This is a genomic window from Streptomyces sp. NPDC058685 (genome assembly GCF_042714725.1).
In the GTDB taxonomy this organism is placed as follows: Bacteria; Actinomycetota; Actinomycetes; order Streptomycetales; family Streptomycetaceae; genus Streptomyces.
The window spans coordinates 256325-268712 of the sequence record NZ_JBHXSL010000005.1; the positions used below are offsets into that span (position 1 = coordinate 256325).

At 70.3% G+C, this 12388-nt stretch carries 10 protein-coding genes; 4 read left to right on the forward strand and 6 right to left on the reverse strand.

Features of this window, described 5'->3' with window-relative positions; all coding sequences use genetic code 11:
• Positions 1-131 precede the first annotated feature (131 nt).
• Entirely contained in the window at positions 132-437 is a 306-nt protein-coding gene (locus ACFWU3_RS07080) for a hypothetical protein (RefSeq protein ID WP_384432362.1), read from the forward strand.
• 239 nt (positions 438-676) lie between these two features.
• Here ACFWU3_RS07080 and ACFWU3_RS07085 read toward each other — a convergent pair whose 3' ends face one another.
• Complete coding sequence (locus ACFWU3_RS07085; RefSeq protein ID WP_384432365.1) at positions 677-1081, reverse strand: hypothetical protein; 405 nt, start codon at positions 1079-1081, stop codon at positions 677-679.
• Between the two features lie 91 nt (positions 1082-1172).
• Positions 1173-1874 carry a FadR/GntR family transcriptional regulator gene (locus ACFWU3_RS07090; protein ID WP_384432368.1) on the reverse strand — a complete coding sequence of 234 codons (702 nt, stop codon included), beginning with the start codon at positions 1872-1874 and terminating at the stop codon, positions 1173-1175.
• 420 nt (positions 1875-2294) lie between these two features.
• Here ACFWU3_RS07090 and ACFWU3_RS07095 point away from each other — a divergent pair, with 420 nt between their 5' ends.
• From ACFWU3_RS07095 to ACFWU3_RS07105, 3 genes are all read left to right on the forward strand, one after another.
• Positions 2295-2417, forward strand: a complete 123-nt coding sequence (locus tag ACFWU3_RS07095) for a hypothetical protein (RefSeq protein WP_384432371.1) — start codon at positions 2295-2297, stop codon at positions 2415-2417.
• Positions 2418-2628: 211 nt separating this feature from the next.
• Positions 2629-5322 carry a LuxR C-terminal-related transcriptional regulator gene (locus ACFWU3_RS07100; protein ID WP_384432374.1) on the forward strand — a complete coding sequence of 898 codons (2694 nt, stop codon included), beginning with the start codon at positions 2629-2631 and terminating at the stop codon, positions 5320-5322.
• Positions 5323-5428: 106 nt separating this feature from the next.
• Positions 5429-8251 (forward strand): LuxR C-terminal-related transcriptional regulator, encoded by a 2823-nt coding sequence (locus ACFWU3_RS07105; RefSeq protein WP_384432377.1) that lies wholly within the window; start codon positions 5429-5431, stop codon positions 8249-8251.
• A 100-nt stretch (positions 8252-8351) separates the two neighbouring features.
• Here the strand turns inward: ACFWU3_RS07105 and ddaH are convergent, their stop codons facing one another.
• The 4 genes from ddaH to ACFWU3_RS07125 form a co-directional block, all read right to left on the reverse strand.
• On the reverse strand, positions 8352-9203 hold the full coding sequence (gene ddaH / locus ACFWU3_RS07110; RefSeq protein ID WP_384432380.1) for a dimethylargininase: 852 nt from the start codon (positions 9201-9203) through the stop codon (positions 8352-8354).
• Between the two features lie 148 nt (positions 9204-9351).
• Complete coding sequence (locus ACFWU3_RS07115) at positions 9352-10599, reverse strand: MFS transporter (protein WP_384432383.1); 1248 nt, start codon at positions 10597-10599, stop codon at positions 9352-9354.
• A gap of 74 nt (positions 10600-10673) precedes the next feature.
• Entirely contained in the window at positions 10674-11888 is a 1215-nt protein-coding gene (locus ACFWU3_RS07120) for a KamA family radical SAM protein (protein ID WP_384432386.1), read from the reverse strand.
• Between the two features lie 190 nt (positions 11889-12078).
• Positions 12079-12291, reverse strand: a complete 213-nt coding sequence (locus ACFWU3_RS07125; protein ID WP_313942127.1) for an MbtH family NRPS accessory protein — start codon at positions 12289-12291, stop codon at positions 12079-12081.
• Positions 12292-12388: the final 97 nt, after the last annotated feature.

Here is a 12388-nt window from a genome sequence, read left to right on the forward strand (position 1 = left end):
GAACCCCGGGCGTGCTCCTACAGCCCGGGAGACTGGGGCGCGGCCCGATGAGCACCGCCGGGCGCGCAGCCGGGCGGGCCGGGAGCAATATCCTCTGTGAGCGGCTGCAAGCTCCTGAGAGAATCCCGGACATGCCAAGCGACACCGCGGAAGAGCTCCTCGCCAACATACAAGGGCTGACCCTTGAACGCGCGCAACAGATCGGCGATCAGATCGATGAATGCAGACAACTACTGGACGCGAACATCGATATGGACACCGTCCAGCAGCATCTGAAAGACAAAGGCGTCAGCATCATCCAAGCAATTCTTATCACCACCAGACTGCTGAACGACGACCACCCGAGCAAACTGCGCTCGGCACGGTACATCGTGGAGGGCAGCCCCGCCCGAACACACAGCACTGATTGGGGTGCGCCGGCCGGCGGAGTGGCGTGATGTCAGGGAGGCGATGGCCGGGGCTGGTTGGCCGGGCACGGAGGGTATCTGCACCGGCGTGCGGATCAGATCGACCAGTACGTAGTGGCGCGCGTGGGCGTGTCAGGCCATGTCGATGTTCGACTCCTCGGCGAGGTCCTCGTCGCAGGCACCTGGGCACGCAGCAGTATCGAGGTCCCCGACCATCACGTCGCCGAGGCACAGCTGCGCCGTTCCGTCCCGGGCGGGGCTGCTGGGAGTCAGGGATTCCGACTCCCCTGATCCGCCGTCCCATTCAGCGCGTGCAGGCCGTGGTATTCCATGTACATCCGGGCCAACACATCAGCATCATCCCGCACGTCCAAGAATTCGAGGACGAGCGAGAAGAGGTGATCCACAGCCCGCAGATCCTGCTCTGGCTCCAGACGTCCCCAGTTCAGGAGGCTGACGCCAGGGAGTGCTTCCTGAAACACGAGCGCGTACCAAACGAGGCTGGAGGGTTCACCCTTGCGTACGGTCAACCACTCCCTGAAGCCCCGCAGCAGGGCACCGTCCCTGGCCAGGTCGAATCCCATAAGAAGCATGGCGGTTGGGTGGTAGGTGCCGTTCAAACCGTACATGCCCGGCCTGGCACAGAGTTGCTCTACGAATTGCCTGTCGCTCACGCGGGGTTCCCAGAATCCTGCAGATTTCGGGAGCGGCCTGGGCCGTGACGGCCTACGGGCAGGGACCCCCGACTGCCGCGAGAAAACACGCTCATGACGCCGCCGTCAGTCCCGCAGTCATCAAGCGTTCCGTCTCCGCCATATACGCCTCCGACGCTTCACGAGCGGCCGCCGTGTCGCGTGCGCACACCGCCTCCGCGAGAGGCTCCAGCCGTGCCGCAGCCACCTTCGCGTCCCGGAACGGCTCCGAGAGCGCAGCGCGCAACGGCAGGTACGCGTTGAGCAGCGTGTTCGTCAGCAGGGTGTAGACCCGGTTGCGGGAGGCCACGGCGAGCAGGCGGTGGAACTCCGCGTCGGCGAGCTGTGTGTCGTCCACGGACTGCGCCTCACCGACCGCCTTCACCTGCCGGCGCAGAGCCGCGTGATCCTCCGGGGAGGACTCCGTCGCCGCCCGGACCGCGATCAGCGCACCCACGCTCTGCCGGACCTCGAAGACCTCGGCCAGCCATGCCGGATACGCGACGACGAGGGCCGGAAGCAGATCCGCACTGCCCAGCCGGTGAAAATCCCGGACTCGCGTGCCCACACCGTGGCGGGTCTCCACGAGACCGACCTGGACGAGTCGTACGAACGCGTGCTTGAGCGTGTTGCGGTTCACGCCGTACCGGGCGGCCAGTTCACGTTCCGGAGGAAGGAGGGTGCCCACGGCGTACCGGCCTCCGAGTATGTCCTCCTGCAGACGTCGCTCGAGCTGGTCGACCGCGGATTCCCGGGAGATCGGTTCCACTGACACCTCTGTCCTCATTCCTTCGTTCCACCGGCCGGCCACGACGTCCTGGTGGCTCGGACCGTACGCCACCGATCTTCTCAGCACGACCTGTGGAGACGTCCAGCGCCATCCGGCCAGGCCCAGCCGAGGCGGCGGCACCGCGTTGCCCTGCGATCGAGAAGCCCTTCGTCCGGCTTGCCCGCCGCAAACGCCCTCGCCTTCATGGCGCGAAGGAAGAGACCTCCGCACCTGCTCATCCAACTCGCCTGCGCCACGCACCGGTTTGAGCGGAGAGATCGCACCTGATGCTCAAACAATCAACAAACTCTGCGGCACCATGTCCTCGCATCCGCAATCTTGACGCCTTGCGCACGTGTGTGAATGACTGGAATCGACCATCCAGTGGCTGGACCACTGAGCCACCATGGTGCAGAGGAGCTGATCATGTCCGTGTGCTCGAGCCTCCACCTGGCAGCGGACACACGGGGACACCTCGCGGCGACCCGCCCCTGGCGTGCGCCCGCTCTCCAGTCGATCGCCTTCCGCTTCGCGATCGGCTGGATCTAGCCCCTTATCCGGCTTCCGGACCCGGCCCCTTCCCGCCACCGACCGCCGCAGCGGTCTCCGCGCCACACGCCTGGGTCGAACGCTGAGGATCTCTGTTCTCAGCACCCAGCGCCGCTCTGCGCACCATCTCTCGCCACCCCTCACGCACGCCGGACGGCACGCGACACGCATCTCACCCGTCGCGCACCCATGCCGCTCCCTGGAGAAGCACATGAACACATCCCCCCTCGCACCGCCGTGGCCGCTCATCGGCAGGACGGCCGAACTGGCAGACGCCACAGACCTCCTGACCGCTCCCGGCGGTCGCGGCGTCATCATCCGCGGCCCGGCCGGTGCCGGTGCCACCCGACTCGGGCACGAGGTGTGGGAATCGGCCCGGAAGCTCGGACACCCGGTCATCCGGGCCGCGGCGACCCACGCCTCACGCTCCGTGGCGCTCGGTGCGCTGGCTCCATTGCTCTCTCCGGGCCCGCACGGCCGCCTCACACTCCGCACCGACCGGCTCCGGACGGCCCAGAGCCGTGGGCGGCGGCCGGTGCTCTTCGTGGACGACATCCACCTGCTGGACGACGAGTCCGTCGGGCTTCTCCAACCGCTCCTGGCGGCAGGTGAGTTCCTGCTCATCGCCACGGCCACACCGGAGAGCCGACAGGAGTCCGCCGGCGCCCACCTCGCCCAGGACCTGAACCCCGTACCTCTGGAACCCCTCCCCTGGACAGCGGTACAGACCCTGCTCGAACGCGTCCTCGACGGCCCGGTGGAACGGCGCACCGCACGACAGCTCCACCGTGTCAGCGGAGGAAGGCCCCTCTACCTCAGGGAACTTGTCGGCGGAGCGCTGAACGGGCAGCAGTTGGTACGCGAGACCGGCCTGTGGCGGATCACCACCCCGCTCGCTCCGCCGCCGCGCCTCGTGGAACTCGTCCGGTTCCGCCTGGCGACACTCGCGCCCCCGAGCCACGCCGTGCTGGAGCATCTCTCCCTGTGCGGGCCGGACCGGCCGGCGCTTTTCCCGCCGGACGTGCTCGACACACTGCGGGAAGCCGGACTGCTGCGTATCCAGGGGGAAGGCCCGCAGGCGCTGGCCGACCTGACCGACCCGCTGTACGGCGAAGTGCTGCGCACCACCGCCACGTTGCACCGCAAGCGCACGATGCTGCTGGCGCGAGCCGAGCTTGCCGCCGTCCCCAGCGGCGACGGTCCGGCCGGTGCGGAGCTGCTGCGGTCGACGCTCTGGCGACTCGACGCCGCGGTCGGGGTCCCCCCGGAGGACCTCCTGCAGGCCGTCCAACTCGCCCGCGACGCACACGACTTCCGGGCCGCGCTGCGCCTCGTCACCGCCCTGGTCGACGTCCGGCCCGACGCGCAGTCGTACCTGCTGCTCGGCGAGTTCCAGCACGCGTGCGGCTGCCCCCAGCAGGCGGAGGACGCGTTGGCGCGCGCGCTGGAGCTGGCCACCACACCCGACGAGCGACTCCTCGGCGTGGTGCTGCGCACCCAGAATCTGGCCCAGGGCCTCCTGCGGATCGACGAGGCCTTCGCCGTCAACCATCGGGAGCTCAAGGGTGCGCCTCACGGCGACAGCGCCGCCGTGCTCAAGGCCAACGAAGCAGCCCTGTGGACCCTCGTCGGTGACGTCGGCCGGGCACACACGCTCCTGGAGGAGGTGGCGGACGGAAGTAGCCGGTCGGCGCTGATGGCCGCCGTTCCGAGCGTCTACTGCCTGTCCGAGTCCGGGCGCCCGGAGGACGCCCTGGCCGCCGCCGATCAGCACGCCGACCGGCCCGACTGCGCCCGTGCGGCCAGCGTGGCACACCCCGCCATGCTGCGAAGCGCCCGGGCCCGGACACTCGCGGAGGCCGGGCGGCTCGACGAGGCGGAGGACCTGGCCCACCAGGCGTACGACCATGCGGTGGACACGCGGGCGGGGACGGCCCAGATCCGTGCCGCCACGGACCTCGCCTGGATCGCCTACCTCCAGGGCGACATGCCCCGGGCGCGCTACTGGTTCGCCTCGGTCGTCTCCACCTCACGGGACCAGGGCTTCCTGTCCGGTCTCTGGTGGGGGCAGGCAGGGCGGGCTCTCGTCTGCGCCGTGACCGGTGACCGGGCCGCTTCGGACGACGCCTGGGCCGAGGCCGACCGGATGCTCCCCGACCACGGCCGACGTCCCGAATGCCGGCTCGTCGAAGCATGGCGGGCCGCTGCCCTGGGACGCTACGGCGATGCGCGCGAACTGCTGAGCGACGGTGCGCGGACAGCCCTCCGGACCGGGCTGGTGGTCCTCGCGTCCCATCTCCTGTACGACGTCGCCCGCTTGGGTGACGCCCACGGCGTCCACCCGCAGCTGACCGAACTCGCGATCCGCTGTCCGAACCCCTTGATCGCACTCCGTGCCCGTACGGCCGGGGCGCTGGCCGCGCACGCCGGCGCCGAGCTGGAGCGGTGTGCCGAGGAAGCGGACGTCATGGGCGCGCGGCTGATGGCGGCCGAGACATGGACGGCGGCGGCCGGAGCCCACGGCCGCGCCGGATCACAGCGGAAGGCGGCCTCCTGCCGAGCCCGGGCCGAGCGGCTCGCGCCCCTGTGCGGGGCCCGTACGCCCGGGCTGGCACCGCAGGGTGTCCGGGACAATCTGACCGATCGGGAGATGGAGATCGCGCTGCTGGCGGCGAGAGGCCTGGGCAACGCGCAGATCGCGGACCAGCTCGCCCTGTCGGTGCGCACGGTGGGCAATCACCTGCACCGCGTCTATGCGAAGGTCGGCGTTCGCGATCGCCGGGTGCTGGGTCAGGCCCTGTGCCCCGAACCCGTGCCCCATGACAGGCGCGTGGACGGTCCGCGGGACCGGAGGAGGCAGCCTGTGGAACGTCGTCGGCCGCCCATCGGCCGCGGGTATGAGTAGGCACGACTCATGCGCGGTGGGCGATCGAACGTCCATGCTGGCAGTGGTCTCCGGGCCGCATCGTCAGCTTCTCCGGATCGTGTGTCCGGACGATAGGGAGTAGTGCGTGAAGTCCAACCGGTTCTCTGCCCTTCCCGTCGGGCGGCCGGATCTCCCGTCCGGCCCCTCCTCGGGACCGGCGTCCCCCGTGCGCCAACGGTGGCCCTTCACCGCCAGGCAGGCCGAACTCGACGCTTTCGCAGCCTGTCTGGAGAGTCCCGCCACCACCGCCGTGCTCATTCACGGAGAGGCAGGAGTGGGCAAGAGCCGCATCGCCGAGGAGTGCCTGAGTCTGGCCGCGCGGAACGGCCACCGGGTCGAGCGAGCCGTCGCCACCGCCTCAGCGGCCACCTTGCCGCTCGGGGCGCTGGCACACCTGCTGCCTTCGGACGCCGTCTCGGACGACGCGGTCACCGCGTTCCAGGCCGCGGCCCAGACCTTCGGGCTGTACCCGGGACGCAACGACGGCTCGCAGAGAGCCGGCCGGCGTGCCGTGCTCCTTGTCGACGACCTGCATCTGCTGGACAGCGCGTCGGCCGTCCTGCTCGGCCATCTGCTGTGGGCCCGGGCCGTCTTCCTCATCGCCACGGTCCGTGACGGCGCACCGCCGTCCGACGCGGTCGAATCGATCGACCGCAGCGACTCCACCCGCCGTATCGCCGTGCACCCCTTCACCCGCGCACAGGTGCGGAACCTTCTGCGCCGCTGCCTCAGGCACCCGATCGAGCACGCCGCTCTCGAGACCCTGGTGGGCTCGTCCCGGGGGAACGCGCTCTTTCTCTACGAGCTGGTCAGCGGTGCTGTCGGCGACGGCACCCTGACACTCGGCGACGGTCTGTGGCATCTCAACGGCCGCCCCGGCGGGACGAAACGGCTGTCGTCGATCATCCGCCGGCGCCTCGATGGGCTGTCCGGTCCTCGCGAGGACATCATGGAACTGGTGGCGCTCTGCGAGCCGGTCCCCCTGGGCGCATTGCGCTCGGTGGGCACCGATCCCGGTGACGTCGAATGGCTGGAGAGGCATGGGCTGATCCAGATCCATGCCACGGGCAGGCGGACGTACTGCACGCTGGTCCATCCCCTGTACGGCGATGTGCTGCGCGGGCGCATCCCACCGGGGCGGCGCCAGGCCATCTACACCGCGCAGGTCGAGACGCTGCGATCCCACGGAGTGCGCCGCCGTGAGGACGCGTTGAGGCTGGCGTCCTGGCAGTTGGCCGCTGGTCTCCCGGTCGACCCCGAATTGCTGATGTCCGCCGCTGCCATGGCCCGCCACGTACGCGACTACCCCACCGTACTCGAGCTTCTCTCGGGCCCGTCCCAGGGCTCGGTGTCCGACGGCGCGTCGGCTCCCTTCAGCGTGTGGCTCATGCGCGGGGAGGCCTACCACCACACCGGTGACTGGGAGCGAGCCGAGCACTGTCTGGCCAGGGCACAGGAAAAGGCGGTCGGGGACACGGAGTTGCTGACCGCGGTCATGGAACGCACCCAGAACCTCTTCTGGGGATTCGGGGACGCGCAGCGCACCTTCGAGGTGAACACGTCCGCCGGTGCCGGACTCGGCCCGGGCGCCCGCCGGGTCCTGCGGATCAATGAGGCCGGCTACCTCATGTACTGCGGCGACATACGCCGGGTGCTGCCGCTGCTCGAGGACGCCGAACAGGTGCAGGTCCCGCGGCTGCGAATGTGGGGCCAGTTGCAGAAGTCGCTCGCCCTCGCGTATCTGGGACGGACCCGCGAAGCGGTGGAGCTGAGCAGGCGGGTCCACGAGGAGATGACGGACGCCGCAGGTGAGGGCGGCCGATCCGACCCGTCCGCGCACTGCAGCGGGCCCGCCATCTACCGGGTGGTCGCCCTCACCGAGGCGGGCCGCCCGGACGAGGCGCGGGCCGTGGGCGAAGAGGCGTACACCGGCGCGGTGGGCGCCCAGGCGGTCTACCTCCAGGCATGGATCGCCGCCCACCTGGGGCGGTGCGAGCTGATGGCCGGACGGCTGGAAAGGGCTCGCGACTGGTACGGCGAGGCCATTTCGCTCGCCAGGGCGAACAACTACCCCCGACCGCTGGTGATCAGTTGTGCCGGAATGGCCGTGGTGCACGCCCAGGCGGGGTCGGCCGCGGACGCGCGGGCGATGTTCGAGGCCATCGGCCGGGCACCGGCGGACCAGCAGCAGTCGGCGACCTTCTCCATGGAGCTGGCCGCTGCCTGGGCCGCGGCGGCGGAGGGAGACCTCACACGCGCCAGGAGGCTGCTGACGGACGCGGCGGTGCGGGCCGGTGAAGTGGGCATGTACGCCTACGAAGGCTGGCTGCTCAGCGATGTCGCCCGGCTGGGAGGGGCTGCCGGGGTGCACGAGCGCCTGGGCGAACTGGCCCGGATCAGTGACAGCGCCCTGGCACGGGCGCGGGCGGCCGCCGCCGCTGCTCAGGCGGCGGGTTCGGCGCGGTTGTTGCGTGACGCGGCGGAGCTGTGCCGGTCGGCCGGTGCGGATCTGCTGGCCGCCGAGACCGCGCGTGAGGCGTCGCGAGCCGCTGAACGGGAGGGAGACACCCGCTCGGCCGCCGCGGCGGCGATCCTGGCCGGGCAGTCGCTCGCTCGGTGTGGCGGTGCACGGACCCCGGCGCTGGGCGTCGGTGTGGTCCGCCCGCTGACGCGCCGGGAGTCCGAGATCGCCGCGCTGGCGGCGGAGGGCCTCGCGAGCCAGGAGATCGCGAGCCGGCTGATGGTGTCGATCCGGACGGTCGACAACCATCTGCTGCACGCGTACGCGAAGCTCGGGATCGATTCGCGTACCCAACTGCGCGTCGCGCTGGCAGCGTTGGCCGAGATCGATGGCTCTCCCGGTGGCTTCGGGGCCTCCGTCGATTCCCCCCGCCGCTCCACCGAGTGACGAGGACTCACCCGGCCCCGGGACGGTGCGGCGGGAGGCCGCCACCGGCCCGGGCCGCCGGGGAGGTGGAGCAGACACTCGGCCGGATGCCCGGGTCAGGTCACCCCCGCAGCGTCAGGGTGCAGCACTTGACGCTTCCGCCGCCCTTGAGGAGTTCCGACAGATCCACTCCCAGGGGCTCGAAGCCGCGGGCCGACAGCCGCTCGGCCAGGTGGGTCGCGGCCTGCGGCAGGACCACATGCCGTCCGTCACTGACCGCGTTGAGGCCCAGGACCGAGGCGTCCTCGGCCGTGGCCAGGACCGCGTCCGGGAAGAGTCGCTTCAGCTCGGCCCTGCTGTCCGCCGAGAACGCCTCCGGGTAGTACATGATCTCGTCGCCGTCGAGCACGGACAGTGCCGTGTCCAGGTGGTAGTAGGCGGGGTCGACGAGTTCGAGGCCGATGACCGGTCTGCCGAAGAACTTCTGGGCCTCGGTATGGGCCTCCGGGCTGGTGCGGAAGCCCTGTCCGGCGAGGATGAAGCTGTCGGTGAGGAGGAAGTCGCCCTCCCCCTCGTTCACCTGCTCGGGGTCGTGCACCGCGGTGTAGCCGGCGGACCGGAACCAGTCCAGGTACGCCGAACCTTCCGCCGCTCGCTCGGCGTTGCGGAACCGCGCGCCGAGTACCTTGCCGTCGATGACGGTGGCGCCGTTGGCCGCGTAGACCATGTCGGGCAGGTCGGCGACGGGTTCGATCAGGTCCACGCGGTGGCCCAGGCGTTCGTAGAGAGCGCGCAGCCGTTCCCACTGGAAAAGAGCGAGCGCGGTGTCGACCGGCTTCGAGGGATCCATCCAGGGGTTGATGGCGTAGCTGACCGTGAAGTGGGTCGGAGCGCACATCAGGTAGTGGCGCGGTGTCGCGGTCCGGCCGGTGGTACCGCCTTCGGCGGCTCGGTCGGGCGTGACGGTGTTCATGGGGCTCCATTCGGAAGGCAGGAGGTCGGGCCGCCGTGGGCGCGGTGGCCGGCGGCGGTGCAGGCACGCTTCGTACGGCGGGTCCCCGCGGTGCGCAGGAAGGGCAGGGGAATTCGGCGAAGACCGGGTGTTGTCGCGGGACCGCGCCTCACGGCGTGGTGGACATCGACCTGATCCCGCTGCTGAAGGTGGCGGTGACCGCGGCGATGGCCACGAGCAGGGAGAAGACGAGCATCGCCGACCCGCTGGAGAAGTGCGCCAGGAGCAGGCCGGCCAGCCCGGGTGCGAGGGCTGCCGCCGAGGTGGCGGCCAGGAAGATCACGCTGACGACTCGGCCCTGGAGGTGGTCCGGGGTGATGGCCGCCTGGTATCCGAAGAGGGCGGCGTTGCAGGTGGGGCCGAGGAAGACCGCGGCGGCCAGCGGTACCGCGGCCAGCACGCTGGTGGAGAACAGGGCGCTGACCGCTATCAGTGCGGCGGTGGCCCACGCCAGTACCAGGATGAGTCGCGGCAGACGCAGCCACTTCTGGATGACCGGGGCGGCGAAGGCGCCCAGGAACCCTCCCAGGCCGAAGATCATGCTCGCCAGGCCCACCAGGAACGAGGAGGTGCCGGAGCGCTGCAAGGAGACGACGATCGCGAAGATCATGCCGGTGAAGGCCATGTTGAGCGGGGCCGCGATCATCAGCAGGGCGCGCAGGAACGGGTTGCCCAGCACGAACCGCACGCCCTCGAGCCCCGCCGCGCCGCCCGACGTGGGCGGCTCCTGCCGGGGTTGCTGCAGTGGCCGGCGGATGAGCAGGACGGCCACCAGCGACAGGAGGTGACTGAGGGCGTTGCCGAGGAACGGCAGTGACCTGCCCAGTCCGAACAGCAGTCCCCCGATGGGCGGTCCGGCCAGCGAAGTGCCGTAGGACCGTGCCTCGTTACGGGCGACCGCGGTGGAGAGCTGGTCGGAGTGGACCAGGTTGCGTATCGCGGCATGCTCGGCGGTGCTGAACAGGGCGTTGGCCGCGGCTCCGGCGATCACGACGACCAGCACCATCACGAGACTCGCCGTACCCGCCACGACCGCGCATCCGAGGACGGTGTACGCGGCGATGCGCAGTACATCGCAGACGATCATCAGCCGGCGCCGGTCGAGGCGGTCGGCGAGGACGCCGGCGGGGAGCCGGCAGACCAGGGTGACCAGCAGGCCGGTGGTGCCGACGAGACCTGCTTGTGCCGGGGATCCGGTCAAGTGGAGTACGAGCAGGGGCAGGGCCAGATTGGCCATGGCGCTGCCCAGGTCGGAGAGGCACTGGCCGGCCCAGAGCAGATTGAACTCACGGTTGCGCCACAGGCTCGGTGGTCTGCCGCTCTCCGTGCGGGCGGCGTCGGTGCCGGTCGGCCCCATCATGTCCTCCAAGTCGTGCGGGGGTTGGGGCTCCGGCCGGGTCCGGCGCCACGGGGATGGAACGGAGGCGCGCCTCATTGCGGCCACCACGAGCCGAGCGCGGGCCGCAGGTCGTCCAGCCATTCGGCTGTCGGGTCGTGGTGCGCCAGGAACTGCCGGCCCACCAGGCGGGCATCGCGGGCCTGCAGCATCCGCAGGGTGAACACCTCGGTGCCGCAGATGTCGGCGACGCCGTCGATGAGCACCTTGCCGGGGGCGGCCGACATCACGGGTCCCCGGGCGGTACGGGCCAGGCCGGACACACTCCGGATGGCGTCCGTGTAGATCTGCACCGCCCGGGTCAGGGGCAGACCGAAGTAGCTGCGGGCGCCCGTGTCGCGTTCGACGAACATGTAGTAGGGCACCACCCCGAGTTCGACCAGTTTCTGCCAGAGCGTGGCCCAGTCCTCGGGGCGGTCGTTGACGTGGGCGATGAGCGGTGCCTGGGCCCGGATGACGGCACCGGTGGCGCGTATGCGGCGGATCGCTTCCCGCACCGCCGGGCTCTCCAGCTCGCGCGGGTGGGAGAAGTGGGCCATCACGGCCACGTGCCGGCCGCGGGCCACCGCACGGTCGAACAGCCGCAGCACATCGTCGGCGTCACGGTCCGTGGTGAAGCGGGCCGGCCAGTAGGAGAGCGCCTTGGTGCCGAAGCGGATCGTACGAATCCGCTCCAGGGCCGGGGCGAGCAGCGGCTCGATCCACCGTTCCAGCACCGTGGAACTCATGATCATGGGGTCACCGCCGGTGAAGAGGACGTCGGTGACCGACGGGGTGGCGGCCAGGTACGAGACGACCCGGTCGATATCCGATGCGGCCTGCCGGATGTCGGCGTTGCCCACGAACTGGGGCCAGCGGAAGCAGTAGCCGCAATAGGAGTGGCAGGTCTGCCCCTGGGAGGGGAAGACCAGGACCGTCTCCGCGTACTTGTGCTGGACGCCGCCCAGTGGCTCTCCGCCGTGTGTCGGTACGTTCGTGTCCAGTTGGGCGCCCGGGTTGGGGTTGAGCCGGCCATGGACCTCCCGGGCGGCCTTGCGGATGACCTCGGGAGAGGCGGCGGCCAGGTGCAGCGCCGACATGCTGTCGAAGATGTCCGGCGGCAGCATGTCGCGATGCGGGAAGGTGAGCCGGAAGATCGGGTCGTCCGGAGCGGCGGACCAGTCGATGAGCTCGTCCACGACGTACTCGTTGACCTTGAACGGCAACACCGACGAGACCACCCGCAGATCGTGCAGGTACTCCTCGGGCATGCCTCGATCGCGGGCGAGTCGCTCCAGACGCCCATGGGAAAAGACCCTCATTACCCGCTGCCTCACTCTGTGTGCTGTTCTTCTCATGGTTGCTTTCGGCACAGGGGTGCCGGGTTGCCGGCACCGCCGGCCGGTGGATCGCGGCGGGTGGCCCGGCCGAACACCGGCCACCCGCCGCGATGCCGTCGAGTCACTGCTCGGATGCGGCCATCCGCAGGCGCAGGCTGAGCGGCCGCATGTCCGTCCACACCTCGTCGATGTGGGTCAGGCACTCGCTCTTGGACCCCTCGAATCCGGTGGCCGTCCAGCCGGCCGGCAGCTCGCGCCCGGCGAACCAGATCGAGTACTGCTCCTCGTGGTTCACCACGACCCGGTAGCTGCGGTTGTCCTCGTCGACGGACATGTCGGTTCTCCTCGTTCGTGCTGGTGGGTTGGTTGTCCCGGCTGATGTCCGGTGACGGATGAAGGGGCCCGGCCGGAGGGCCGGTCCCGTATGGGGG

Coding starts and splice junctions, on each gene's coding strand:
- ACFWU3_RS07080 (WP_384432362.1), top strand. CDS start 132: ATGCCAAGCGACACCGCGGAAGAGCTCCTCGCCAACATACAAGGGCTG.
- ACFWU3_RS07095 (WP_384432371.1), top strand. CDS start 2,295: ATGTCCGTGTGCTCGAGCCTCCACCTGGCAGCGGACACACGGGGACAC.
- ACFWU3_RS07100 (WP_384432374.1), top strand. CDS start 2,629: ATGAACACATCCCCCCTCGCACCGCCGTGGCCGCTCATCGGCAGGACG.
- ddaH (WP_384432380.1), bottom strand. CDS start 9,203: ATGAACACCGTCACGCCCGACCGAGCCGCCGAAGGCGGTACCACCGGC.
- ACFWU3_RS07115 (WP_384432383.1), bottom strand. CDS start 10,599: ATGGGGCCGACCGGCACCGACGCCGCCCGCACGGAGAGCGGCAGACCA.
- ACFWU3_RS07120 (WP_384432386.1), bottom strand. CDS start 11,888: ATGCCCGAGGAGTACCTGCACGATCTGCGGGTGGTCTCGTCGGTGTTG.
- ACFWU3_RS07125 (WP_313942127.1), bottom strand. CDS start 12,291: ATGTCCGTCGACGAGGACAACCGCAGCTACCGGGTCGTGGTGAACCAC.